The organism is Salinimicrobium oceani, from assembly GCF_012037645.1.
In genome coordinates this window covers 1-26,353 of the sequence record NZ_JAAVJR010000002.1, presented here as the reverse complement: position 1 = coordinate 26,353, position 26,353 = coordinate 1, and the positions used below count along the sequence as shown (strand labels likewise).

General features: G+C 42.0%; 23 protein-coding genes and 1 pseudogene. 7 read left to right on the top strand and 17 right to left on the bottom strand.

Annotated elements, in window-relative coordinates; genetic code table 11:
• Positions 1-19 precede the first annotated feature (19 nt).
• On the top strand, positions 20-1,372 hold the full coding sequence (locus HC175_RS03625) for a phenylacetate--CoA ligase family protein (protein WP_317172075.1): 1,353 nt from the start codon (positions 20-22) through the stop codon (positions 1,370-1,372).
• Here HC175_RS03625 and HC175_RS03620 read toward each other — a convergent pair.
• Together HC175_RS03620 and HC175_RS03615 are read right to left on the bottom strand one after the other, a co-directional pair.
• A complete protein-coding gene (locus tag HC175_RS03620) occupies positions 1,361-2,140 on the bottom strand; it encodes a glycosyltransferase family 2 protein (protein ID WP_168137163.1) in 780 nt (259 codons plus the stop codon). The two genes, HC175_RS03625 and HC175_RS03620, sit on opposite strands and share 12 nt — an antisense overlap.
• Before the next feature lie 52 nt (positions 2,141-2,192).
• Positions 2,193-3,182, bottom strand: a complete 990-nt coding sequence (locus tag HC175_RS03615) for a UDP-glucuronic acid decarboxylase family protein (protein ID WP_168137162.1) — start codon at positions 3,180-3,182, stop codon at positions 2,193-2,195.
• A 173-nt stretch (positions 3,183-3,355) separates the two neighbouring features.
• On the opposite strand from HC175_RS03615, the gene HC175_RS03610 reads away from it, so the two are divergent.
• Positions 3,356-4,015 carry an SRPBCC family protein gene (locus tag HC175_RS03610; RefSeq protein WP_168137161.1) on the top strand — a complete coding sequence of 220 codons (660 nt, stop codon included), beginning with the start codon at positions 3,356-3,358 and terminating at the stop codon, positions 4,013-4,015.
• Here the strand turns inward: HC175_RS03610 and rfbD are convergent.
• Genes rfbD through HC175_RS03575 form a run of 7 tightly spaced genes read right to left on the bottom strand, consistent with a single transcriptional unit; the run spans position 4,012 to position 11,383 of the window.
• Positions 4,012-4,845: a dTDP-4-dehydrorhamnose reductase gene (rfbD, locus tag HC175_RS03605; RefSeq protein ID WP_168137160.1), complete on the bottom strand. Its 834-nt coding sequence runs from the start codon at positions 4,843-4,845 to the stop codon at positions 4,012-4,014. The genes HC175_RS03610 and rfbD overlap by 4 nt on opposite strands.
• Positions 4,842-5,390 (bottom strand): dTDP-4-dehydrorhamnose 3,5-epimerase, encoded by a 549-nt coding sequence (gene rfbC, locus HC175_RS03600; protein ID WP_317172074.1) that lies wholly within the window; start codon positions 5,388-5,390, stop codon positions 4,842-4,844. The genes rfbD and rfbC overlap by 4 nt, the downstream gene beginning before the upstream one ends.
• Before the next feature lies 1 nt (position 5,391).
• Positions 5,392-6,249, bottom strand: coding sequence for a glucose-1-phosphate thymidylyltransferase RfbA (rfbA, locus tag HC175_RS03595; RefSeq protein ID WP_168137159.1), 858 nt, complete (start codon positions 6,247-6,249; stop codon positions 5,392-5,394).
• The gene (gene rfbB / locus HC175_RS03590; RefSeq protein WP_168137158.1) at positions 6,246-7,265 is read right to left on the bottom strand and encodes a dTDP-glucose 4,6-dehydratase; all 1,020 of its coding nucleotides are present in this window, start codon (positions 7,263-7,265) and stop codon (positions 6,246-6,248) included. The genes rfbA and rfbB overlap by 4 nt, the downstream gene beginning before the upstream one ends.
• Positions 7,255-9,003, bottom strand: coding sequence for a DUF6909 family protein (locus HC175_RS03585; RefSeq protein WP_168137157.1), 1,749 nt, complete (start codon positions 9,001-9,003; stop codon positions 7,255-7,257). The genes rfbB and HC175_RS03585 overlap by 11 nt, the downstream gene beginning before the upstream one ends.
• Before the next feature lie 5 nt (positions 9,004-9,008).
• Positions 9,009-10,508 (bottom strand): GH3 auxin-responsive promoter family protein, encoded by a 1,500-nt coding sequence (locus HC175_RS03580; RefSeq protein WP_168137156.1) that lies wholly within the window; start codon positions 10,506-10,508, stop codon positions 9,009-9,011.
• A gap of 5 nt (positions 10,509-10,513) precedes the next feature.
• Positions 10,514-11,383, bottom strand: a complete 870-nt coding sequence (locus HC175_RS03575) for a M23 family metallopeptidase (RefSeq protein WP_168137155.1) — start codon at positions 11,381-11,383, stop codon at positions 10,514-10,516.
• A 110-nt stretch (positions 11,384-11,493) separates the two neighbouring features.
• On the opposite strand from HC175_RS03575, the gene tatA reads away from it, so the two are divergent.
• Positions 11,494-11,691 (top strand): twin-arginine translocase TatA/TatE family subunit, encoded by a 198-nt coding sequence (gene tatA, locus HC175_RS03570; RefSeq protein ID WP_168137154.1) that lies wholly within the window; start codon positions 11,494-11,496, stop codon positions 11,689-11,691.
• Between the two features lie 55 nt (positions 11,692-11,746).
• On the opposite strand, the gene HC175_RS03565 is transcribed toward tatA, so the two are convergent.
• Genes HC175_RS03565 through HC175_RS03555 form a run of 3 tightly spaced genes read right to left on the bottom strand, consistent with a single transcriptional unit; the run spans position 11,747 to position 15,553 of the window.
• On the bottom strand, positions 11,747-12,721 hold the full coding sequence (locus HC175_RS03565) for a DUF4837 family protein (protein WP_168137153.1): 975 nt from the start codon (positions 12,719-12,721) through the stop codon (positions 11,747-11,749).
• 21 nt (positions 12,722-12,742) lie between these two features.
• Complete coding sequence (locus tag HC175_RS03560) at positions 12,743-14,314, bottom strand: lytic transglycosylase domain-containing protein (protein ID WP_168137532.1); 1,572 nt, start codon at positions 14,312-14,314, stop codon at positions 12,743-12,745.
• A 57-nt stretch (positions 14,315-14,371) separates the two neighbouring features.
• Positions 14,372-15,553 (bottom strand): phosphoglycerate kinase, encoded by a 1,182-nt coding sequence (locus HC175_RS03555; protein WP_168137152.1) that lies wholly within the window; start codon positions 15,551-15,553, stop codon positions 14,372-14,374.
• Positions 15,554-15,623: 70 nt separating this feature from the next.
• Between HC175_RS03555 and HC175_RS03550 the strand changes: the two genes are divergently transcribed.
• Both HC175_RS03550 and HC175_RS03545 read left to right on the top strand, forming a co-directional pair.
• Positions 15,624-16,772: a DNA polymerase III subunit gene (locus HC175_RS03550; RefSeq protein ID WP_168137151.1), complete on the top strand. Its 1,149-nt coding sequence runs from the start codon at positions 15,624-15,626 to the stop codon at positions 16,770-16,772.
• A 20-nt stretch (positions 16,773-16,792) separates the two neighbouring features.
• On the top strand, positions 16,793-17,179 hold the full coding sequence (locus HC175_RS03545) for a DoxX family protein (protein WP_235942515.1): 387 nt from the start codon (positions 16,793-16,795) through the stop codon (positions 17,177-17,179).
• Positions 17,180-17,226: 47 nt separating this feature from the next.
• Here HC175_RS03545 and HC175_RS03540 read toward each other — a convergent pair whose 3' ends face one another.
• The 5 genes from HC175_RS03540 to HC175_RS03520 all read right to left on the bottom strand — a co-directional run bounded on the left by HC175_RS03540 (position 17,227) and on the right by HC175_RS03520 (position 24,462).
• Entirely contained in the window at positions 17,227-17,760 is a 534-nt protein-coding gene (locus HC175_RS03540; RefSeq protein WP_168137149.1) for an OmpH/Skp family outer membrane protein, read from the bottom strand.
• Positions 17,761-17,974: 214 nt separating this feature from the next.
• Positions 17,975-18,844: a class I SAM-dependent methyltransferase gene (locus HC175_RS03535; RefSeq protein WP_168137148.1), complete on the bottom strand. Its 870-nt coding sequence runs from the start codon at positions 18,842-18,844 to the stop codon at positions 17,975-17,977.
• A 41-nt stretch (positions 18,845-18,885) separates the two neighbouring features.
• Positions 18,886-20,757: a tRNA uridine-5-carboxymethylaminomethyl(34) synthesis enzyme MnmG gene (mnmG, locus tag HC175_RS03530; RefSeq protein ID WP_168137147.1), complete on the bottom strand. Its 1,872-nt coding sequence runs from the start codon at positions 20,755-20,757 to the stop codon at positions 18,886-18,888.
• Positions 20,758-20,768: 11 nt separating this feature from the next.
• The gene (gene ybeY / locus HC175_RS03525) at positions 20,769-21,188 is read right to left on the bottom strand and encodes an rRNA maturation RNase YbeY (protein WP_168137531.1); all 420 of its coding nucleotides are present in this window, start codon (positions 21,186-21,188) and stop codon (positions 20,769-20,771) included.
• A complete protein-coding gene (locus HC175_RS03520) occupies positions 21,181-24,462 on the bottom strand; it encodes a hypothetical protein (protein WP_168137146.1) in 3,282 nt (1,093 codons plus the stop codon). The genes ybeY and HC175_RS03520 overlap by 8 nt, the downstream gene beginning before the upstream one ends.
• 128 nt (positions 24,463-24,590) lie before the next feature.
• Between HC175_RS03520 and gltX the strand changes: the two genes are divergently transcribed.
• Together gltX and HC175_RS03510 are read left to right on the top strand one after the other, a co-directional pair.
• Positions 24,591-26,114, top strand: a complete 1,524-nt coding sequence (gltX, locus tag HC175_RS03515; protein ID WP_168137145.1) for a glutamate--tRNA ligase — start codon at positions 24,591-24,593, stop codon at positions 26,112-26,114.
• A gap of 101 nt (positions 26,115-26,215) precedes the next feature.
• Positions 26,216-26,353, top strand: a pseudogene (locus tag HC175_RS03510) (IS3 family transposase); the annotation flags it as partial.

The window sequence follows — 26,353 nt, the reverse complement described above, 5'->3', positions numbered from 1 at the left end:
AAAAATAATTGTTTGTAAATTGAAGCACCAACTAATTGGAATAAAAAACATTTTATTTTCACTATTGAACTGGTTTAGCCTCTCATTACAACTTAACCGTTTCCCTATCAAGAAGGCTAAAAATGTCCTTGAGGAGATCAAAGCCATTCCTGAATCTGAATATGGGCACTACGTGCAGGAGAAGCAACGGGAGATCGTTTCCTATCATTTGAAGCACACTGCGTTCTACCGGGAATTCTTCGGAAGTAACTCCTACGCCTCCTGGGAAGCAGTGCCGGTGATGAAAAAGGGAGATCTGCAGCGGCCACTGGAGCAGCGATTCAGTTCCTCTTATAACTCCAAGAACACTTACATAGGCAAAACCTCGGGTTCGAGTGGACATCCTTTTATTTTCGCCAAAGACAGATTTTGCCATGCCCTCTCCTGGGCAGAGTTCAATGACAGATATCAATGGTATGGGCTCGACCTGGACAGATCTGTACAAGCCAGGTTCTACGGAATTCCGCTTGATCGCTTCGGCTATTATAAAGAGCGTCTTAAAGACCGGTTTGGCTTCAGGTACCGCTTTCCCATCTTTGACCTCAGCGATGCAAAAATGGAGGAATTCCTTGAAGATTTCAGAAAAAAGGATTTTGACTATATCAACGGGTATACCAGCTCCATTGTACTCTTTGCAAAATTCCTGAAAAAGAAAGGTCTTGTTCTAAAGGAGATCTGCACCAACCTGCGGCTGTGCATTGTGACCAGTGAAATGTTCTTTGAGGAAGACAAGTTCCTCCTGGAGAAGGTTTTTGGCGTCCCTGTGGTCAACGAATATGGCGCTAGCGAACTGGGACTTCTGGCTTTCCAAAATCCCGAAGAGGAATGGATCCTCAATAGTGAAACCATGTTTGTAGAGATCCTGGATGCCGAGGGGAATGCTGTTCCCGCCGGGGTGGAGGGTAGAATTGTCGTGACTTCTTTATACAATAAAGCTCATCCCTTTATTCGATATGACCTTGGCGATACTGGAGCCCTGGCTCCCGGCAGCAGCCTCAAAAAGCCCATTTTGGAGCGTCTTTTAGGAAGAACCAATGATGTGGCAAGGCTTCCCAGCGGAAAAGTAGTTCCGGGATTAACTTTTTATTACGTTACAAAAAGTGTGATTGAAAATGACGGGCATGTCAAGGAATTCATCGTTCAGCAAACAGCTCCCAGCTCTTTTACAATATTTTATGTCTCTGAAAATGAACTGGAAACGGCAAAAAAGGAGGAAATCAAGGCTGCAATGGCCAAATATCTCGAAGAGGGCCTGAAGCTGAAGTTCGAACACAAAAAGTTTCTCAACCGCAGCAAAAGAGGCAAGCTTAAGCAATTTGAATCACTTATTTAAGGCTGTTCTCTGCCGGCGCTTTACGGATAATTGTTCCCATAAAAATAATACCATCCAAAAAAGGCTTTTTTGAGGAGTATATCCCAGCACTTTTCGATAGACTCTGTAGTTGTACTTCAGCATCTCGAATTTGTTCCCTGAGATGGAATTTCTTCTTTCCCTGTAAACCGCCAGTGGCACCTCAATTCCTACTGCAACACCTGCTTTTTCTACAGCCAGCAACCATAATCCCCAGTCCTGTCGCTTTCTAATTAATGGGCAGTAGATCTTTCCAATTTTTTCAGCATTGTAAATACCTGTAAGATTTCCAATGTAATTGGCCTTTTTTAATTTACTGAAGGAAAGTTCCCTTAGCGCTTTGATCTGCCTGTTAAGCCTTTTTCCCTCTTCGTTGATCAATTCATAACTGCTGTAGCAAACTTCCACCTGTTCCTGCTGCATGAGGTGGATCTGAGTTTCAAGCTTGAACGGCTTCCACAAGTCGTCTGCATCTAAAAAACAGATAAAACTTCCCGTTGCAGCCTTGATCCCGATATTGCGTGCGAAGCCGGCGCCCTGGTTTGTTGGCAAAGTGTGCAGCTTAATTCGGTCATCAGCTTTGCTGAAGCTCTGGACTATCAAGGAGGTATTGTCTGTTGAAGCATCATCGATCACCAGCAACTCCCAGTTATTATAAGTCTGACCCTGGACAGATCTTATACTTTCAGCAATAAAAGACGCTGCATTATATGCCGGCATGATCACAGATACTAAGGATGCTTGTTTCATAGCGGCATTATAAAAAATCTGGAAGAATGGCCAAAATCAGGAGCCAAAAATATTATTTCCGAATATGTTTGGAGAAATCCTTGTGTTCACTCCTGTAAAGTTCGTCTTCACTAAGGCTTTTAAAATATTCATATGTTTTTCGCATTCCTTCTTCCCGGGAAACCTTCGGCTCCCAATCGAGCAATGCCTTGGCACGTGTAATATCGGGCTGTCGCTGCATAGGATCATCCTGCGGCAAAGGCTTATATATTATTTTTTGATCTGTACCCGTTAATTTGATGATCTCTTCAGCAAAATCCCTTATCGTGATCTCGTGAGGATTACCAATGTTAACAGGCTCGGCATAATCGCTTAACAACAACCGGTAGATCCCGTCGACCTGATCATCAACATAACAGAAAGACCTGGTTTGCGATCCATCTCCAAATACGGTAAGGTCCTCTCCCCTTAATGCCTGACCAATAAACGCCGGAATCACGCGACCGTCGTTTAATCTCATGCGTGGGCCATAGGTATTGAAGATCCTTACAATTCTTGTCTCCAGCCCATGGAATCGATGATAAGCCATTGTTATGGATTCCTGAAAACGCTTTGCCTCATCATAAACTCCCCGAGGGCCTATGGTATTGACGTTTCCGTAGTAATCTTCGGTTTGTGGATGTACCAGGGGATCTCCGTAAACTTCGGAAGTGGAAGCAATGAGAATGCGCGCTTTTTTTACCATGGCGAGACCAAGGAGGTTATGGGTACCCAGGGAACCAACCTTAAGCGTCTGGATTGGGATCTTGAGGTAATCAATAGGACTGGCAGGGGAAGCGAAATGCAGTATGTAATCCAGGTTTCCGGGTACATGAACAAAGGTGGTCACATCGTGATGATAGAACTCGAAATTCTCGAGTTTAAAGAGGTGCTCTATGTTCCTTTTGTCTCCGGTAATAAGGTTATCCATGCCTATAACATGGTAACCTTCCTTAATGAATTTGTCGCAAAGATGCGAACCCAGGAAGCCTGCTGCCCCGGTGATCAATATCCTTTTCTTCATTGGTTGGTTTTGACTCGAAAGTAATAAAATTAAGGTTTACATCTTATGAGAGTTACTGCAACCGCTGTCATTTCTCCTCCATTTAAGAATAATTTAACCCATTTTAAGCAAACTAAAACTCAGCTTTGGCCGCATTATGAGTAAATTGAACACGTACAGAAAATTAAGAATCTATGAGAAATTTATTACGCCATCTATATGTAAATGTGAGTCCCGCCGAAAGAGGTGCATCTCTCCTGGCTGGAGCCTTTTTCTTATATGATGCCCTGGGAAAGGAAAAGAAAAGTGGATTGGAAGCGCTGCTGGCCGGATATCTGCTGTATCGAGGGGCTTCAGGCAATTGTTTTCTGTACAATGCAATTGGCAAGACAAAACCCGACAACAGAAGTCGGAATGTCAATATTCAGCTTAAGATCGTAGTAGATAAGCCTAGAGACGAGGTCTATACCTTCTGGCGCAATCTGGAGAACCTTCCCCTGTTCATGGAGCATTTGGAAAGTGTTGATAGCCTCAACGATAGTATTTCGGTGTGGGAGGCGAGCCTTCCGGGCCATGTTGGCACTTTGCGATGGAAAAGTGAAATAGTAAAGGAGCGACCGTTCGAATTGTTGGGCTGGCAATCTTTACCTGGATCTTCTATTGAGAATGCGGGAAAAGTAGAGTTCAGGGATGTTCCAGGCGGTACTGAGCTACATGTGGTTATTTCTTATCATGCTCCCGGAGGCATTCCGGGTGAGAGTGCGGCAAGAATTCTTAACCCAATGTTCGAAGACATGGTGGAAGAGGATATTCGAAATTTCAAATGGTTTATTGAAAGAAATTACAATTTCTAAATCAGTTTCTTTAAACTCACTTTCCAGTCTGAAATTGGGATTTCAAAGGTTTTGGAGACCTTTTCCTTGTTCAAAACACTGTAAGCCGGTCTTGTGGCCAGGGTTTTATAGTCGTTATTTTCCTTTAGCTCTGTGGGAGACTCTATTAATGACAGGATCTCATGTGCAAAGTCATACCAGGTAGCCTCTCCCTGGTTACTGTAATGGTACAATCCAAAAGTCACCTTGTCCTTCGCCAGGATCTCTAAAACGAAATATGCAAGATCGTAGGCATTCGTAGGAGTACCATGTTGAGCAGTAGTGATATTGAGCACCTCCCCTGCCTCAGCTTTATTACGAATGGTATTAAAAAAATTCTTCCCCAGATCTGAATAAAGCCAGGAAACTCTGAAGATCAAATACTGGCTTGTGTTATTCAGAATATATTGTTCTCCCAGTAATTTAGAGGCGCCATATACATTCAAAGGTCCAGTTTCATCTTCCTCTGAATAAGGTGTCTCCTTTTGCCCGTCAAAAACATAATCTGTCGAAAAATGTATAAGAAGGCAATCATTTTCCGCACATTCTGCCGAAAGGTTCCGAACACTTTCAGCATTGACCAGATAGGCCATTTCCTGTTCTTTTTCTGCCTGCTCCACATTAGTATATGCTGCGCAGTTGATGCAAACATCAAATTGCTCCCTGCGGAAGTAGGCTCCAACTACCCCAAATTGGGTAAGATCAAATTCCTCTGAAGTGGTAAAGGTAAAATCCAGCTCTGGATAATCCAGGGCGGCTTTTTTAAAACATCGACCCAACTGTCCACCTGCACCTGTAACTAAAACCTTCATAAACTTAAGTCTTTAAAAAGGGGAAGATTGGCATCCTTTTCTGAAAGGATCAGTTCGTTTTCGGGAAATTCCCAGTCTATATTAAGATCAGGATCGTTAAAGAATACTCCGGCATCGGCATCTTTGTGGTAATACTGATCGCACTTGTAGGCGAAAACAGACCTTTCTGAAAGGGTTAAGAAGCCGTGCGCAAATCCGGCAGGTACAAAGAGCTGATGATGATTTTCATCGCTTAGCACCGCTTTAAATGATCTTTTAAAAGTGGGGGATCCTGGCCGGAGATCTACTACTACGTCTAGGACCTTTCCAAGAACAGTTCTCACCAGTTTGCTCTGAGCAAACGCTCCCGTCTGGAAATGAAGCCCTCTCAAAACACCTTTTTGGGAAGAAGATTGATTGTCTTGTACAAATTCCATTGCAAGCCCAGTAATTTCCTCAAACCTCCTTTGGCTGAAGCTTTCGAGAAAGGTACCTCGGTGGTCTTTAAAAACCGAAGGTTTTAAAATGAAACAATCTTTTAATGGAGTAGATTCTATTTCCAGCATTTTAATTCAGTTGTAACAGGTATTCCCCATATCCACTTTTCAGAAGGGGTTGAGCTAATTTATGCAGCTCAGATTTAGTAATATAGCCCATTTTATAGGCTGTTTCTTCTATGGCGCCTATTCTTAGCCCCTGTCGTTCTTCGATCACCTGGACAAATTGTGAGGCTTTCATCAACGAATCAAAGGTACCGGTATCAAGCCAGGCGGTGCCCTTGTCTAAAATACTCACCTGTAATTTCCCCTTTTTAAGATAGGCATTATTAACATCTGTGATCTCCAGTTCCTGGCGGGCAGAGGGTTTTATATTACGGGCAATTTCCACCACCTCATTATCGTAAAAATAAATTCCTGGAACTGCAAAATTAGACTTTGGTGCAACAGGTTTCTCTTCAATTGAGATCACTTTTCCCGATTCATCAAAATCCACAACTCCATACCGCTGAGGATCGTGCACATGGTAAGCGAAGATCATACCTCCATCGGGATCACTGTTCTTTTGAAGCAGCTGGTCAAGTCCAGAGCCGTAAAAGATGTTATCTCCTAAAATCAAGGCGACCTTTTCCTTTCCTATAAAATCTGCCCCAATAATAAATGCCTCTGCCAGACCTTTTGGTTCGGCTTGTTCTGCGAATTCGAACCTACATCCATAGCGGCTGCCGTCACCCAGCAATTCCTTGAAAACAGGCAGATCTTTGGGGGTAGATATGATAAGGATCTCTCGTATTTTGCTCATCATTAGCGTAGAAAGCGGGTAATAGATCATTGGCTTGTCATACACCGGCATTAACTGCTTGCTTATTGCAAGGGTCAATGGGTGAAGCCGGGTACCCGATCCTCCTGCCAGAATGATGCCTTTCATGACTCATATTTTTGAAGATACCATTGTACGGTCTTTACAATCCCCGATTCAAAGTTCTCATCTGCTTTCCAGCCTAATTCTTTTTCCAGTTTCGTGGCATCTATAGCATATCGCTGGTCATGCCCGGGACGATCTTTTACAAAAGTAATAAGATCGCTGTAGCTCTTCCCATCATTGCGCGGTACCAGCTCATCCAGAATTTCGGAGATCTTCTGGGCAATGTAAATGTTCTCCCGCTCATTTCGACCTCCAATATTATAAGTCTCTCCAAATTTGCCATTTTTGAGTACCAGGTTTATACCCTTACAATGATCTGTGACATACAACCAGTCTCTCACATTCTTCCCGTCGCCGTAAATGGGGATAGGATCTTTTTTTAATGCCGTGCGAATAATTGTTGGAATCAGTTTTTCATCATGTTGATTCGGACCATAATTGTTAGAGCAGTTTGTGGTAAGCACCGGCATGCCATAGGTGTGAAAATAGCTTCGGACAAGAAAATCTGATGCTGCTTTTGAAGCTGAATACGGACTGTTTGGTGCATATGCTGTTTCTTCCGTAAACAAACCTTCAGCCCCCAGTGTACCATAAACCTCATCTGTGGAAACATGAAGAAATCTCGCATCCTTGAATTCCTCCTTCAGCTCAAATGGACCATTCATCCATAAAGTATAGGCATTCTGAAGCAGATTGTAAGTTCCATTGACGTTGGTTTCCACAAAGGCTTCTGGATTCAAAATAGAATTATCCACATGAGATTCAGCAGCAAAATTGATGACTTGTGTGAACCTGTATTTTTCGAAGAGCTCTTTTACCAGAATTTTATCCCGAATATCCCCTTTTACAAAGGTGTAATTTTCAGAGTCTTCCACCTCAAGATTATCTAGATCTCCCGCATAGGTAAGCAAGTCAAGGTTTACTATATGAGCGTTTCCGTCTTTTACAAAGAGGTTGATATAATTAGATCCAATAAAGCCGGCGCCTCCTGTTATCAGGGTATAATTCTTATGCTTCATTTAAAGATGTTTTTGCATTTTTTTTAGGTTGTGGCTCTTCCTTTCTGGAACCAGAAAATATTTGTTCGAGGATCTTCTCGGTGATTAGGTAAGTAGGTTTGACCCCTGTGGTTCCTAACCCGCCAGATGCCAAAGTACTCCCCGTTTCAAGGGGATTATCTGATGCGTAATAAGCATATCTCACCTTCACATTTTCACTGATGTTTCCTCTAAGCCTCGCCGCTGCCTGTATGGCTTTTTGATAATGCGCTCCCTCCATTTCAAGTCCCACCACATTCCAGGTAGATTCATGGAAAAACTTCAGGATATCCTTATTCTGAAGGGATGTTCCCAGAACTGTAACCATAGATCCATCACTTACCTGAATTCCATGACCGTCAAGATCGGCTTTGGAAAGCTCATTTTTGAAAGGATAATTGTCGGCAGTTCCTTCAAAAAGGTGCGCTGTAGGGATCATGATATCTCCTTTTCCACCGACTAATATTCCGGCTTTCCCCATAATGGAAATAGAATCTACATTAAGATGGATATTTCCCTGCTCGCTTTGATATGGCTTCAGCATTTCATCCATCGTCTCGTATGCCTGTTCCCCAAAAGCATAGTCCATGACCATGATCACAGGTTTTTCTTCGGGCTTCATTTTACTGCTGAGCTTAAATAAAGGATTGACCTCACTCATTTTAGCAGAGTCAAAAATTTGTACGTCGATGTTGGCACCGCTGGTATCTTCAATGAAAACCATGCCTTCGTTAAGAGCGCTTTTCATCACCTTCATTCGAAGATTTCCGTTGGCGCTGTTACTCAGGTCCTCATAAATTCCGAAGAGAGATTTTTTCTTCAGCTCGGTCTTCAATGCTTCCGAAGCATATAGAATATTCATCACACTGTGCATATTTGCACTAATAATGTGCAGTGGACGGTTCATAAGGTTCTTCTCTAAAAGCACCTCTTTCACCTTATTTGCCCAAATCTCCCCATGAATATGGTGCCCCAGCCGTTCTCTAAGAACGGGACTAAAGGTCACAATACGCTTGTTATTGTTCAGCATTTCATCAATGGCAAGTTTACCGAGATAATAGATAATATGCAGGAAGCGCTCGGGCTGCGATGAGGTTCCAAAAAGGGGATAAATGGTGGTCACTTCTCTAAAAGTGCGGCCAAGAATGTTTGCTGTATGGGTAAGTGCTACTTCCCGCTCTGCCTGCGTTAAGGGTTCCTGCTGCAGCACTGTGCGTTCAAGTTTTTGCCAGTCTCTGGAAACTTCTCCTTCTTCGTCTATAAGTACTCTTCTCATGATCTTATGAGACTCGATAAAGAGAAACGTAAGGTGCGTAAGAATGTCATAGATTTCTGAACGCCCGCGGGTGATCTCAATGTTCATTTGTTCCTCGTCAATGCGATAACAATTTCTTCGACGCTTGGGAGGTACAATTGGTTTGAAATGTGAGTTGCCGTAGCCTTCATCACTGGTAAGATTGATAAAACGGCATTCTTCAATCCCTAACGGTAGCCTGTCCATCACGTATAAAAGCCCATTGAGCTCTACTTTTTCTTCGGCAACAGAGCCGTATATTTCAGGTCGCAGTATAAGCAAAGCCTCACGAAGAGTTTCTCCCGAAACCCCCATTGGCTTATAAAAACCGCGGTTGAAAAGGTGGCGCATGGTAATGTACATTCGCTCAATAGCATTTGAGCTTTCCTGTGCCCGGGTGCGCCCCTGTAATTTTAAATTACCCATATTTTTTATGCATTTATTATTTTTTCCAGGGCTTCAGCGATCTTACGATCATTAGAAAGCCTCGGTAATTTATTTTGTCCTCCAAGTTTTCCAATAGATTTCATGTACTCCTGAAAACCGTTTGCTGGAACCTTGGAAATTTTTAATTGCTGAAGGATCTTACCTTCAATCAGGTCGAGATAGTAAGAATTTTGCCGCTGAAGGGATTTGTCTAAAGCTGATGCAAAAGTATTCAAATCTTCCGGTTCTTCCTCAAATTCAATAAACCACTCATGATAAGGCAGCTGTTCTCCCTGAGGTGTGATTTGAGGTGCCACTGTAAATTCGGTGATCTTTACATTGGTGCCGCTGCTTGCTTCCTGTATGGCCTGTTCTACTTCTTTGGCTATTACATGCTCACCAAATGCTGAAATAAAATGCTTTATTCGTCCCGAAACGATCACCCGGTAAGGAGCCAGAGAGGTGAATTGCACGGTATCCCCAATGTTGTACGCCCATAGACCGGCAGAAGTTGAGATGATCATTACGTAATTCACTCCCAGTTCCACTTCGCCAATAGTTAAGCGTCGAGCGTTCTCGCTGTAAAATTCTTCTGCCTTTATGAATTCGTAGAAGATCCCGGAATCAAGCAATAGAAGCATTCCTTTTTCATCCTGCCTATCCTGAAAGGCAAAAAATCCTTCGGAAGCTGGAAACAGTTCAATGCTGTCTACTCTTCTCCCAATGAGATTCTCGAATTTAGCACGATAGGGTTCAAAATTTACACCGCCGTAAATAAAAAGGTTGAAATTCGGGAAAATATCGCCGATTTTCTTGCCTGTTCTGGCTTGTAAGCGCTCGAAGTACATTTGCACCCAGGAAGGAATTCCGCTAATTACGCTCATGTCTTCCTTTACCGTTTCATCAACTACCGCCTCTACTTTTGTTTCCCAATCTTCGATGATATTCGTGTTCCAGGAAGGCATTCTGTTACGCTGAAGGTAGCCTGGCACATAGTGTGCAGCTATACCAGAGAGACGTCCCAGTTTTATACCGTTCTTCTCCTCAAGTTCCGGACTTCCCTGAAGGAATATCATTTTCCCATCTACAAAATCAGACTTTCCCGTGTCGTTGATATAGCAGAGTATAGCGTTACGGGCAGCGTCTATATGTGTGGGCATGGATTCCCTGGTGAGTGGAATATACTTGGCACCGCTTGTTGTTCCTGAGGTCTTGGCAAAGTAAATGGGTTTCCCCGGCCACAAGATATCCTTCTCCCCTGCAACAACTTTTTCAATGTAAGGCTTAAGTTCCTCATAATCTCGTACCGGAACCCGTGCTGCGTATTCCCTGTAGCTTGAAATATTCTTAAAGCCATGATCCTTCCCGAACTCTGTCTCTGAAGCTTTTTTCAACAGCTGCTGAAAAACCCTTTTTTGAGTAGCTACCGGTTTTGTTGCCCATGAATCAATCTGCCTTCGGATATAGGCTGCGAAAATTTTTGCTGCAAATGACTTTACTGACATACTATTTATTCAAAATCAATGAAATCTGTCGGGTTTACTGGCTGTCCCTCACTCCATAGTTCAAAGTGCAGGTGCGGCCCTGTAGAGTACTCTCCTGTAGATCCCGCTGTTGCAATAACTTCACCTCGCAACACCCGTTCCCCCTGCTCTTTGGTTAAAGAAGAATTGTGTTTATAGATGGAGATGAGGCCATAGCTGTGTTCTACAATGATCACGTTTCCAGTTTCTGCAGTCCAGGCAGCGAATATTACTGTTCCGTCTCCTACAGATTTTATTGGTGCGTTGTGAGAAGCTACAATGTCCACTCCAAAATGTTTCTCTCTTATATTGTATCCTTCAGAAAAAGGTCCTTTTAAAGGCGGGAATAAGGCATAATTAGCTCTTGAAGTAGCGGTTTCCAGGAAATTGTACTTATCCTCCTGCACAACCATTTCCCGCAACAAGGTATCTTCCCTGGACGGCTGCAAATCGACCTCCTCTGGATCTAGTCTTTGTGCTTCCATCAAAGAATCCCGGTTAAATTCGGCAGGTTTTACATCTCCAGATAGTACTCTTTTTATCGAATTAAGATACTGGTTGTTCAGCTCTACAACCATTTGCAGCGAATCACTCTTATAGGCCAGGTTTAAGGCCCTTTGTTCAAGTTCTGTAGAGGAATAGCCCGGAATATACTCCCTTAGGCCTGTAAAGGCAATTAAAACTGTTGTCCCTGCAATGAGAAGTATTGCAGAAAGCGTTACTACCACAAAAACATTAAGCCTGGTGAGTTTGAAAGAAAGCTTTTCTTCAAAGGTATCTTCATTGAGAATAACCAACCTGTACTTGTGCAGTAGCTTTTGCGCAAAATTTCGTTTATGTTCGGTGCGGTTTGTCATATTTACGGCCTTGGGCAAAGATATAATAAAGATATTTTAAAGTGGTTTATCCCTTTAGAAACAGAACATTTAAAGTTTTATTCTTAACTTTGCGGCATAAATAAATCATTATGAGCGCAGTTTTTTTACCATTACAGATTGGGGGACCACAAATCATCTTGATAGTGATTATTGTGTTGTTGTTGTTTGGAGGAAGAAAGATCCCTGAACTAATGAGAGGCTTAGGTAGCGGAATTAAAGAATTTAAGGACGCTTCTAAAGATGATGCTCCTTCGGCAAGTACAGAAGAAGATAAGAAAAGGCTGTAAAAAGCCCTTTTATAATAGATTAAAAAACCCAACTTTCGTTGGGTTTTTTTGTTTCTTAATTGATCTTAGCCGATTTCAGAATGGCTTCGAGTTCCAGCATATTTTCCCTCTTTCGGGCAGAAGGTGCAAAGGCAAAACCTTCCAAAACCACTATCCTGTCATTTTCCTCATCTACCACTGCATAATTTAAGAACGGGCCGGCCATAAATGCGCCTTTCACCTCCCAGGTACCCTTAGTCTCATAGGCAAACTTACCGTCTATCTGAGATTCGAAAAGATATGGTGCATAAGCAGCTTCAGTGATCATATAGGTTCCTTCTGTTGGACCTGGAATATGTGTTTGCCCAATGGAATCTCTCATTTCAATGATGTTCCCAATAATGTTGGTGTCTTTAAGGACAGTGCTCATGGGTACTTCATAAACCAGAATTTCCATACTGCCATGAGGTATATCCTTTCTAATCCAGAAAAAGTCATCAGACTCCTTAGCATACCTGTATGCGGTAGGAAATTTTAAACTTACTCCTAGTTTCTCTTCCAGGGGACGGTTATCTTTTAATGATTTTCTAATGCGACGTTGTTGTTCTGTGATCTCAGTTTGTTTAAAGTTCGTGACGATCTTTCCACTGTGCTCATCAAGCAATGAAATGATTTCCTCATTTGTATCCCCGGTAATTAATACTCCCTTCTGTGGACGAGCATAAGCATTCTCGGCCATCTTTATTCCGGCTTCCTGTCCCTTTTGAACCTGCAGAAAAAGTCTGTTCTTTCGTGCAAAGCCTTCAAAAGCTTCTGGCGGCATCTGGCTAATGGAGAAAAGTGGTTCTTCCTGTGGCAGGCCATCAACTGGAGCGGCCAAATTTCGCCTTACCGCCTCGCCTACTTCTCCATTCCAAAGATCGTTTGGCATGACCACAGTAAGGTGATTGATTTTTCCGGAGGAATTAGATACGATGACTGCATCGTTCTTTCCTTCTTCGCATCCGGTTAGAATAAATAGTACAGAAAAAAGCGCTAAAAAGTGTTTCATGATAAATGATTTTGCCGGATCCTACCCGTCAGAAAGTTTTAATTTCATACCGGGTTTAAGCCGGTTGCTGTTCATATTATTGAGATTCTTTATCCGCTGCACAGTTACTCCGGGAAATTTCTTAGAAATGCTCCACAGGGAATCTCCATGTTTTACAGTGTAGATGCGTGGCGAATTATTGTTTGCTGCAGTGCCTGTATTACTTTTTGGATAAATTATAAGGCGCTGCCCTATTCTTAGGTTATTGCTTCTTAGACTGTTCCACTGCTTGATCTGGCTTACACCAACGCCGTGTCTTTCAGCTATTTTACCGAGGTAATCTCCTCTCCTTACACGATATCTGATAGGAGCTTCAGAATCTACCAGCTGGGGTAAGGATTCCTCCTTCTTTTGTTCAAGGGCGGCTGCATATCCATAGATCGCCTCTTCATTATTGACGAAAAGACCGGTTCTATTCCGCGGTAACCGAAGACTATAACGCACTCCGTCAATATGAGGTATTACGTCCAGTTTATAACTCGGATTAAGAAATTGCAACATTTCCTTTTCCACTCCGGTAACCTCTGATATCTGTTCGAAGGTGAGCATTCTTTTCGTGTGAATGGTATCGGTCTCAAAATATGTAGCCCTTGGATTGGGCGGCTGGAAACCATGTTCTTCTGCATATTCAAAAATGTACATAGTGGCCAGAAAAGCAGGAACATATCCTGCTGTTTCACGTGGCAGATATGGTCGAAGGTTCCAGTAATTGTTAGAACCCCCGCTGCGACGTATTGCTTTGGACACATTTCCTGGACCCGAATTGTATGATGCCAATACCAGGTCCCAATCCTCGAAGACTCTGTAGAGGGTCGCAAGATATTGGGCTGCAGCTTCTGTAGAAAGCACAGGGTCCATTCTTTCATCAACATAGGAACTCACATCAAGCCCGTGCATTTTCCCTGTTGCAAACATAAACTGCCATAATCCTGTCGCTCCAACCCTGGAGCGGGCCCGAGGATTTAAAGCAGATTCTACAATAGCCAGGTATTTTATTTCCAGCGGAATGTTATAGATATCAAGCTTCTGTTCAAAAAGAGGAAAATAGTACGTGCTTAAAGCCATAAGCCGCTCCATTCCTTTTTTATTTCGCTTTAGATAAGATTTGATGACGTTTTCGAGAAGAGGATTGTACTCCACATTAAAAGGAGTTTTGGCATTAAGCCTCTGAAGTCGCATTTTAAGAGTATCTGTAGGAAGTTCATCAAAAACTACCTCATTATACTCCTGGTCCAGCAACGAATCTCTTAGATCTAGATATAAACTAGATTCAAATAGTTCCTTTTGCCAAAGAGAATCGATCAATGCAGCTCCTGGATCATCCAACAGAGCAAATACCAAAGAATCCTTGATAATTTTATGGACGGGTACATTATTTGCGAGATCTACATCATCGCTATCGAGCAGCATAAAGAAATCCTGTTCGGGCAGCTTGATCGTATCGCCGGTTTTTACCTTCTCCTGTCCTTCTACATTCTTTGCTTCAGTTTTTACATCCTGAGCAGTGGCAACTACCGACAAGAGTAGTATCAAAAGGGGCAAATATTTTCTCATCATAAAGTCATTTCTCAGCAATCAGTTTTTAAGGTCTTCAATTATCATACCTTTCTGCTATTTTAGAGCCTCAATTCCGGGCAAACTCTTTCCTTCAAGCATTTCTAACATGGCTCCACCCCCGGTGGAAACATAACTTACCTTGTCTTCCAGGCCAAATTGTTTGACCGCTGCAACAGAATCTCCGCCACCTACCAGTGAGAATGCTCCTTTTTGAGTCGCTGCTGCAATATACTCTCCTATTGCAATAGTACCTTTTGAAAAAGCCGGCATTTCAAAAACTCCCATGGGTCCATTCCATAAGATGGTCTTAGAATTCTCTAGTACTTCTCCATACTTTTTCACTGTTTGTGGACCAATATCCAGCCCCATCCAATCTTCTGGAATTTCATTGACAGCCACGATCCTGGTATTCGCATCTTCCGAAAAAGAATCGGCCACTACAGAATCCACCGGGAGGTGAATTTTTACGCCCTTCTCTTCAGCTTTTCTCAGGATCTCGAGCGCTAACTCCAGCTTGTCATCTTCAACAAGAGAGTTCCCTATATGTCCACCCTGGGCTTTTGTAAAAGTATAGGTCATTCCACCTCCAATGATGAGATGATCGATCTTGTCAAAAATATTTTCAATCACTGTGATCTTGGTTGACACTTTAGCGCCGCCCAGTACAGCAGTAACAGGTTTTTCAGAATTTCCTAAAACTTTTTCCAGGCTCTCGATTTCTTTTGCCAATAAGGTACCAAGACATTTATCTTCAAAATAGTTAGCAACTATGGTAGTGGAGGCGTGAGCCCGGTGTGCAGTCCCAAAAGCATCATTGACGTAGATATCTCCCAGTGTCGCCAGTTTTTTCGAAAATTTCTCGTCACCTTTTTCTTCTTCTGCATTGAATCTTAGGTTCTCTAAAAGCAGCACCTCGCCGGGTTGAAGATCTTTGGCCGCCTGTTGCGCCTTTTCTCCTGCACTGTCATCGACAAATTTCACCTTCACCCCAAGAATTTCTGAAGCTTTGGACACAATGTGTCGCATAGAATTCTTCTGGTCTACCCCTTTAGGTCTGCCCAGGTGAGACATCAGGATTACACTTCCTCCATCTTTCAGGATCTTATCAACAGTGGGTTTTGCTCCCTCAATTCGGCTGGTATCACCCACCTCCTGCTGTTCATTTAGAGGCACATTAAAATCTACCCTTACAAGAGCTTTTTTATTCTTAAAATTATAGTCGTTTATAGTTTTCATTCTGAAGATTTTTGTCTTAAATAAATTTTTCCCTAAGATATGAAAGTGAACAGAAATTATATCTTTGCTTATGCTATTTTCTGAAGTATTAGGCCTTCCACATATCAAGAACCATCTCACTACCACCGCCAATAACGGCAGGATTCCTCATGCGCAGTTATTTGTAGGCTCAGCAGGAAGTGGAACGCTGCCCATGGCTATTGCTTATGCACAATATGTTCTTTGCAGAAACACGGGTTCTGAAAATGATTCTGGTAATCCTGCCTGTAATCTGAAAATGAATAAACTGGCACATCCCGATCTCCATTTTGCTTTTCCAGTAGCAAATAATGATAAAGTCAAGAAAAATGCGGTTTCGACTCATTTTAGCGAAGAATGGCGCCAGTTTGTAGCAGAAGATCCTTACGGAAGCCTTTTTGACTGGTATCAGAGATTAGGAATTGAGAACAAACAAGGAAAAATAGGGGTTGATGAAGCACAGGATATTGTAAAGTCTCTTTCTCTCAAGGCTTACGAAGGAGGTTATAAGATCATGGTCATATGGATGGCCGAAAAAATGAACGATTCCTGCGCCAACAAGCTTTTAAAGCTTATTGAGGAGCCGCCACAAAAAACCCTGTTCCTACTCATTACCGAAGAAGAGGAAAACATTATTCAAACCATACGTTCCCGCTGTCAAACTATTCATTTCCCACCTTTAAATGAAGCTGTAATAGCCGAAGGCCTTGTGCAAAGGGAACGTTGTGACCCGGCCCAGGCCATGACCATTGCTCATCGTGCAAACGGCAATTACACTAATGCCCTGCATATTCTTAAACATAATGCCGGAGATGAACAATTTGAAGAATGGTTTGTTTCCTGGGTGAGGACCGCTTTTAAAGCAAAGGGAAACAAAGCCGCTCTGGCCGAACTCCTCAGTTGGAGTGAAAAAATTGCAGGAACAGGAAGAGAATCTCAGAAAAAATTTCTGCTTTACTGCATTGATTTCTTCAGGCAGGCACTTTTATACAATTATAAGGCAGAGAAGCTGGTTTTTATGGAGCCTCAAACCAAAGGCTTTAAGCTGGAAAAATTCGCTCCCTTCATTACTGGCAATAATATTCTGGGGATCACACGGGAATTGGAAGACGCCGTTTACCACATTGAAAGAAACGGAAATGCAAAGATAATTCTGACCGATCTATCTATAAAACTCACCCGACTCATTCATAAAAACTAAAGAAATAAATGGAAAATTTTATGAGTAACGCACCAATCTACTTTATTCTGATATTCACTCTCATTACCTTTTTACAATCGGGAGTAGATAAACTTATGGATTGGAAAGGAAATTACAGCTGGCTTACCGGCCACTTTAAAGGCACCTTCATGGGAGGAATGGTTTCCCTTCTTCTGGGGATAATTCTTGTGCTGGAAGTAATAACAGGAATACTTGCGCTGGCTGGTATCTTTACCCTTTGGCTGAATAATGATTCAACTCTTGCTCTTTGGTCTTTGCTCCTGGCTGGAGTAACACTGCTCATGCTGTTATTTGGTCAACGTGTTGCAAAGGATTATGCCGGGGCCTTCACTATTGTTGGATATTTTATCGTGGTGATCTTCGGAATATTTCTAATTACCATATAAAAAAAGGGTTCCATCCGGAACCCTTTTTAATTCTATTACAAGAAAATTTATTCAACTTCTTCAGAAGTGATCTCCGTTTCCTTACCTGCGTTCAATTCTTCAAGGATCTCCTGAGTAATATCCAGGCCTTCCTCTGCATACATAATATTAGCAGACTCATTTGAACCAAAGATGTAGGTATATCCATTCTCTTCTCCATAGACCTTAACGAAATCCTTTACTTTGGTGATCAGAGAATCAATAACCACATCTCCCTCCTGTCTTAGTTGTCCGCTTCTCATTTGTTGTTGTTGCTGAAGAATTTGCTGTTTTTGCATTAGTTCTTCCTGTGCTGCCTGTCTTTCGGCTTCAGACATAGTTGCCATGTTTTCTCTGAAAGCAATTACTTCCTGCTGAAATCCTTGTGCTGCAGAATCCAGTTCTCTTTTCAGGTCTTCTGATCTCTGAGAAAAATCGGCTTCCACTTCTTTCATTTCAGAATACTCCTGAATGAGAACAGTAGTGTCAACATAAGCCATTTTGTTTTTATCACAAGAAGTGACAAATATTCCAAGCGCTAAAACCAGTATTAATTTTTTCATTTTCAAATTTTAATTGTTCGCAGCAAAATTAAGAAAGCATTTGAATTGATTCCTCAAAATCCAAAATTTCTATGTTATAGGCATTTTAAATACAATTTCATAGCAACTATCAGCGTCCTCTATGAAATTTAGCCTTTAAAAAGGTGTTTTTAACGCCGAAAAAATAAAAATGTCACCCTGATATGCTCTAAGCTTCTAAAGCAGCTAAAAACGGCTAAAAATTGCCTTTTTGAGATTTTCTAAAGAAATATGCGAGAGAAGAGTAGTTTTCATCCTTCATAGCTCGAAGGTTTGATATGAATCCAATCATTAAGGCCTTAACAACGTTTGTAGCAGCAGAACGATATTTTTCCGATAACAGACTTACATAGAAGGAGTCGAAAAAAAGCCCTTTTTGAGAGGTAAGCGAAAAATTCTTCTTTTCAAAGAGCTCTCTCATAGATTGAGGAGAAAAATGATAAAGATGCCTGGGAACATCATAGGCCGCCCAATTCTCTTTATAAACTTTAGCATCATAGCTCTTAAAGTTAGGAACTGCGATCAACAACAGGCCATCTGGCTTTAAGAGCCTTTGAAGTTCACTTATCTGTTTATCCAGATCGGGCACATGTTCCAATACATGCCACATGCTTATCACATCAAAAAATTCATTGGGTAGTGCTTCTGATTCTTTTAGCAGATCGACGCCTTTTTCAGCAGCAAGTTTTCTTGCACCGTTGTCAGGTTCTACGCCAAAAACTTCCCATCCTCTTTTTTTTGCAGCCAGCAAGAAATCACCGGTCCCGGCTCCAAGGTCCAGAATATTTCCCTTTTTCGGGACTTCTTTTTCTATCCAGACTAACTTCTTTTTAAGCATAGAAGATTTTACCAGCTGATAGATCCTGTCAAAAAAAGTACTTTTCGAATCGGTATGAGAAATGTATTTTTCGCTTTTGTAATATGAGGACAGTTTGTCTTCTTCCGGTCTTGGAAAGGTCACAAATAAATCCAGTTTTTCTGCTTTCCTCAATTCGAATTGCTCTCCGCTTACCGTGTGGTCTTTACAAATAAGAAAAGGTTCTTTTAAAATTTCGGTAGGAAACATAGAAGATTTAGAATAATGTTCCACGTGGAACTATTATATATTTACCTGCCCATATAAACCAACAGGACAGAAATATCATTTGGACTTACTCCACTAATTCTCGAAGCCTGGGACACCGACGTGGGTTGCACCTTCTTCAGTTTTTCCCTTGCCTCATAAGACATGGATTTTATCTTTGAGTAATCAAATTCTTTAGGAATTTTTATACCCTCGAGCCGGTGAAGTTTATCGGCATTGTTCTTTTCCTTCTCAATATATCCCGAATATTTCACCTGAATTTCGGTCTGTTCGAGAATTTCCTCATTGAGCTCATGGGCCTTAATGTACTCCTCAACTCCAGAAAAGGACCGCACATCTTGCATCGCAATATTCGGTCTGGAAAAGACCTTAAATATCTTATCGCTTTGTTTCATGGCTGCCGAATTATTAGCTTCCAGAACCTTATTTGCTTCTTCGGGTGCCACGCTAGTTTCCTTCAGGTATTCTACAAAAGCATAAGATTTGGATTTCTTTTCTTCCATTTTTCGCAACCTGGCTTCAGAAGCCAAGCCTATGGCAAAAGACTTTTCTGTTAATCGGAAGTCGGCATTATCTTGCCTTAATAACGTCCTGTATTCTGCTCGGGAAGTGAACATGCGATACGGCTCCTCTGTCCCCTTTGTAATAAGATCGTCTATCAATACTCCAATATATGCCTCACTTCTTTGCAACACAAATTCCTCCCGCTCCTGAACTTTTAATGCGGCATTTATTCCGGCCATTAAGCCTTGTGATCCTGCTTCTTCATAACCAGTTGTTCCATTGATTTGTCCGGCGAAATACAAACCATCTACAAGTTTTGTTTCAAGCGTATGCTTTAATTGTGTAGGCGGAAAATAATCGTATTCTATAGCATATCCCGGTCTGAAAAACTTTACATTTTCAAAACCTGCAACAGACCGTAATGCTCTAAACTGAACATCTTCGGGAAGGGAAGTTGAGAACCCATTAATATACATTTCAACTGTATTCCAACCCTCAGGTTCTATAAATAACTGATGCCTGTCCTTATCAGCAAACCTGTTGATCTTATCTTCGATTGAAGGGCAGTATCTTGGACCAAGACTTTTAATTCGCCCGTTGAACATTGGTGATCTGTCGAAACCTTCTTTTAGTAATTCATGCACCTCGGGAGAGGTATAAGACATCCAGCAGGAACGCTGCTTTTTTAAAGGTTGTGTTTCGTCAAGATAAGAGAATTTAGAGGGAAGTTCATCACCAGGTTGCTCAGACATTTTTGAGTAATCAAGTGATCTGCCATCTACTCGCGGCGGGGTTCCGGTTTTCATTCTTCCGGCTTCAAAACCTAAATTAACGAGTTCCTCGGTAATTCCTGTGGCAGCTCTCTCTCCCGCCCTGCCCCCACCAAATTGTTTATCTCCTATATGAATGAGACCATTCAAAAAAGTTCCATTTGTGAGGATTACGCTCTTCCCTTTCACTTCAATTCCTAGTGAGGTTCTTACTCCCACAACCTTTCCGTTTTCGATCAATAGGCCTGAAACCATTTCCTGGTAAAAGTCAAGATTAGGTGTCGCTTCCAGCCGAAGACGCCAATGTTCAGCAAACAACATACGATCACTTTGCACTCTGGGACTCCACATGGCAGGTCCTTTAGATTTATTCAGCATCTTAAACTGAATCGCACTGGTATCACTCACAAGTCCGCTATACCCGCCAAGAGCATCAATCTCTCGTACGATCTGTCCTTTTGCAATTCCACCCATTGCAGGGTTACAGCTCATCTGTGCAATATTCTGAAGATTCATGGTTACCAGCAAGGTACTGCAACCCATGTTTGCAGCTGCAGCTGCAGCTTCGCTCCCGGCGTGACCTGCACCTACAACAATTACATCATATTGATCTTGAAACATAAATTTTCCTTCTATTGTTCCACGTGGAACATTTTCATTTTTTCTTCCTCTTTTACTCTCATTTCCTGTGCCTCATCTGAGGTCTTGTCGTGGTATCCACATAAATGTAAAACCCCATGTATGATCACGCGCCTCAATTCCTCTTCACCAGATACATGATATGTCTCAGCATTTTCACTCACCCTTTGGGTGCTAATAAAAATATCTCCATTCAGGATGTTTCCAACCGTGTTATCGAAACTTATAATGTCTGTATAGGTATCGTGATCCAGATATTTTTTATTGATCTCCAGCAAATAATCATCATCACAAAAGATAAAACTTATTTCTCCCGTCTTCTTACCCTCGGAAGCTATTACCCTCTTTACCCAATTTTCATAGGTAGCTGGGTTCTCCAATTCAAACTCGTTCTCTGAGTAAAAATTAATTATCTCTTCGTTCAAAATACTCCTTTACTTTTGATTTGTAAATTGGCCGCAAAGGTAAGCTTTGTCTATTTAAAATCTCAGTGGTGTTAAAATATTCTTTAATCCGTTCTTTGGCAGCCTTAGTCTCATTTTCAAAGGAATCCTTACTAGTGCTTGATTCCCGTTCCGGTTTTTGTCCCTGCTGTTTCTGAGCTTCTTCCAGTTCCAGTAGCCGATGTTCCAGCCTCTGCATTCTTTGAAGAGTTTGAGGATCAAAACCCTTTTCAAGCAGTTTCTTTTCTATCTGTTCCATCTCCCGTTTCACCCCATTGCCAGCAGGGTCCATTCCTTCTTTCTTTAGCTCCTCTTCAAGTGCTCGCCTCAACATTTGCTGTTCCTGAAAGATCCTGAACAAGGCCTCACTTTCCTTTTCCCCATTAAGACCTTCCCCTTGACCTCCTCTTTCTTCCTGCCTTCCTTTTCCCTGCTCCAGCTCCTGCATCATTTGTTCATTAAGCTCTCCTTGTTTCTTGATAATGTCGGGCAGCTGATCGCCCTTACCGCCTCCCTGTCCCTTCCCTTTGCCAGAACCTGAGGCCCCACTTAACATATCTTCCATGCTTCCCAGGATCCGGCTAAGTAAGTAGGCCAGATCGTTAGCTCCTGTCACAACATACTGCTGACTCCCTATGCCTGCTCTTATGTCTCCCTGCCCTAGACGTTCAAGAACCTGTTCCAGGTTATACTCCACGTCAATTAATTCCTTAGCGATCTTCTCGCTAATCATCTCATTACGCATCGCAAGAGCATACAAACTGTCATCTACATGCCTAAAATTCTCTCTTAACTGATCCTGTCTCCTTAATTTTCCCGGAAATCTACTGTTGTTTCCTCCCAATTTTTTAAACTCTTCCATAAGATCTTCCTGGCCAAAGGAAAAGGTTACCAGATTATCCAGAATTTGTCTTAACATGCTTGCGTCCTCTTGCATTTGTTCCATTCCTCCTTGCTGCATTTGCTGCTGCATTTTCTGCGCCATTTCCTGTAGCTTCTCGCCCGCCTTCTGCTGGTGTTTCTTAGCACCCTCTTTATTCTCCTGCTCCAGCTCCTTTTCAGCTTTTTCCTGCTGTGACTTCACCTCTTCCTGCTCCTCAGGATTAAAAGGAATATCCTGTGGCTTCTTAAGACCTTCATTTTCTTCCTGAAGCCTTTCTAATTCTTCAAATACTTTCTCGGTCTCATCAGATATCGCCTTTTGCTCTTCCTCGACCTTATCTCCGGTCTTCTCCTCTGCTCCTGCCATTTCTTCCTGTTTCTTCCCCAGCTCATCCAATTCTCGCGACAATTGTGCCGCCTTTTCCTGCACGTAATACTTCTTCGTTAACTCAAGAAGTTGCTCCAGGCTCCTTTCCTGATTTCTTGAATTTTTAGAAAGCTCTTCGAGTTTTTCCCTGAGTCCTTCCTCCTGAATTTTTTCTGAATATTTCTCCAGCTCCTCTAGCAATTTTTCATTCTCCTGAATTTCCTCCTCCCGGTTCGATAACCGCTTTTCAAGTTCCTCTTTGAACTCCTCATTTTGTGGGGAGCTTTCCTCCTGCAGATTCCTTTTCAGCTTCTCGGTGAAATTTTCCATCAGCTTATTCTGTTGCTTTTGTCGATCCAGGAAATTTTCCAGTCTCTTTCGGTCGTTATAATTTAATTTCTCTTTTTCCTTCTTTAGCCTGGAAAGCTCCTCCAGTTCCTTTTCTGACAGCTTCATCTCCTCAAGCGAGCCATCCATGCCATTAATAGCCTCTCGCTGTTCCTGCAATCTTTGTTGCTTCTCCTCTGCTTCCGTCCTTTCTCTATAGGTAAAGAGCTGACTTCTCACTCTTTTATATCCGTTAAGTGCATCATTATCAATAACTTCAAAGAAAAACTGATAATCCATACCCTTCTGTAGATCGAGTGTATCGGGAAAGCTGCTCACAAATTCGCCTACATTACCCTTTCCGAAGGCAATAGGAATAATCTTTTGATCTTCAGCACTATCCATTGCTTCTATTATCATCCTAACGGCTCGAATTCCGTAATCATCAGTGACTTTTCCATAGAAGTAATGATTTCTCCCGTCGACGGAATCAAGCTGATTTTCAAGAATTAGCTCTGGTAACTCATCGGCCACTGTTCTTATCTGGTAATTCAGTCTTTCAAAATGTTGAACCTGATTATTTGAGGTACTTATTTCATAAACCAGCATACTCTTAACCTGCTGTTGCAATTTAAAGGTCTCTCCCTCCCTTTTGAATAATAAGAGTGTATCTGGTTGTTTCATTGCCACGCGTTCTGTAGCTGAAGTCTGAAGTTCCCAGTGGATCTGTGTTCCTTCAGGGACAGTAGCGTTCCCGGTTCCTTCGATAGTTTCTCCTCCTAAAAAGGTATGAGCTGGATACTCAAGGATCATCCTTAAATTCCGCATTTTTGGAACCTTTATTACCTCAACTTCATATTTCCGGGAATCCACATTATTGGCAGACAGAGAAAATTCAAAGGATTCACGTGCAGGTTCGAAACTGTACACAAAACTTCCCGGAGAAATCTTGTTCATATAATAAGTTTCTCCATTATAATGAACCGAGACGTCCTGGGGAACTACCCGTCCACTGGTACTCACCTGTATCGTCAAGTCCTCATTCTCCTGAACCTTGAGGGTGGTGTTATGTACCTGGAAACTGAATGGTGCTGGTGGTTCATAAGCCGTTTTGTAATTGACAACGCGCTCGTAGCTTCCTGAAAAAATATCTAGTCGGCCCGATATGGCGACAATTAGAATGATCACAACAGGAATCGCAGCGTATTTAAGATAAGGCAGGTTCTTCCTGAAATCTACAGCCGTCGAAAATGGCACAGGACGAAGCTCCTGAGATTTTTGCTCTATGGATGCGATCAAAAGATCTGTTCTTTTACTGTTATTACTAAGCTGTAAAAGATTGAGTAATTTATCACTCACTTCAGGAAAATGACGCCCAATGATTCGGGAGGCTTCAGTAAAATCTATTCCCTTAGAAATGCGGAAAAGCTTTAGTAAAGGATAAACAAGAAACCTTCCGAAAAGGAAAGTTTCGACCGCGATAAAACTCCAGAAAAGAATTGTTCGGCCAGTAGAGCCCAGCCATAGAAAGTATTCTAATAAAAGTGTGAAAAGAAAATAAAGGAGACCAATGGCTATAAAAAATATAACTCCCTTTAGCAGCTCATTCAAATAGAATTTTCTGATAAAAGCCTCGAGTTTTCGCCGTAAGATCTGAAAATTATCCATGTCCCCTCCCCTAATTTCGATCTTCTAAAAATACGATTAATTTTGACAAGGCCCTTCAAGCCCTGCCTTTTCCATTCCATTTCGAGAACCTAAAGAAACCTTTATCTTTGCGCAATAAAATCAGCATTATGTCTACAGAAAAAGTAAGGGTGAGGTTTGCACCCAGCCCCACAGGGCCACTACATATAGGAGGAGTACGAACAGCACTGTTCAATTACTTGTTCGCCAAAAAACATGGAGGAGATTTCATTCTAAGGATTGAAGATACAGACCAGGCACGTTATGTGGAAGGTGCAGAAAAATATATTGTCGACGCCCTCAACTGGTGTAATATACCTTTTGATGAGGGCCCAGGTAAGGAAGGCGATGCGGGTCCTTACAGGCAAAGTGAACGCAAACAGCTTTACCGGGAATATGCTGATATGCTTATTGCATCTGGAAATGCTTATTACGCTTTTGATACTACAGATGAACTTGATGCTCACAGGCAGGATCACGAAGCAAAAGGAAAAACATTTATTTACAACTGGCATAACAGGCAAAAGCTGAAAAACTCCCTTGCCCTGCCAGAAGCCGAAGTAAAGCAGAAAATTGAAGCGGGAGAACCATATGTGATCCGTTTTAAAACTCCCGAAGATGAATCCCTTCAACTAAAGGATGAGATTCGCGGAGAGATGACAATAGAAACAAAAATTCTCGATGACAAAGTCCTTTTCAAGAGCGATGGAATGCCAACTTATCATCTTGCTAACATTGTTGACGACCATCTTATGAAAATTACACACGTGATTCGTGGGGAAGAATGGCTTCCATCATTGGCCCTTCACGTGTTGTTGTATCGTGCATTTGATTGGAAAGCGCCAAAATTTGCTCACCTTCCGCTTATACTTAAGCCCCAGGGAAAAGGGAAATTAAGTAAGCGCGATGGCGATAAAATGGGCTTTCCGGTCTTTCCTATGGAGTGGAAGGATCCAAAAACCGGCGATGTCTCTACGGGATATCGCGAAGAGGGTTATTTTCCGGAAGCAGTTGTAAATATGCTGGCCTTACTTGGCTGGAATGCCGGTGGCGGTACTGAAAAGGAAATATATTCCCTGGAGGAACTAACGGCTGCATTTAGCCTGGAACATGTTTCCAAAGGGGGATCGAAATTCGATCCTGAGAAAACTAAATGGTTTCAGCATCACTACATGCAGGGTGCGAAAAATGACAAATTAGCTTCAGATTTTCAGCAGCTTCTTAAACAAAAAGGTCTGGAGTTTCCAGCCTCTTACGTGGAAAAGATCATAAGCATGCTTAAGGAAAGGGCGACCTTTTTAAAGGACTTCTGGGAAATGGGTAGCTACTTCTTCAAGGCACCCGAAAACTTTGATGAGAAGGCAGTAAAAAAGGCATGGAAAGAAGATACTCCGGACTTAATGAACACTTTGATCTCAAAACTACAGGAGACAGAAGAATTTACAGCCGAGAATGTTCAGGAGCAGGTGAAATCCTGGATCACTTCTGAAGGTATTGGGTTTGGAAATGTGATGCAACCTTTCAGGCTTTCGCTGGTAGGTGCAATGCAGGGTCCCGATGTCTTTGAGATTGCGGCTGCAATTGGAAAAGAAGAGACTATTAGAAGGATTAGAACAGCTCAATCTTCTATATAAAACCAGTCATAAAAAAAGCCATTTTTGAAGGGTCTCAAAAATGGCTTTTTTTATTCAGATTGACCCGTCCTGAAATAAGTTGACAACAAATCGACTTATTTATGAAATCATCAACAAACAAAGCAGTTAAACGGACACAGAAGGATTACAACTTAGGCTTTAAATTGGCAGTAGTATCCCAGGTAGAAAAAGGTGAGTTGACATATAAACAAGCTCAGAAGACCTATGGCATCCAAGGA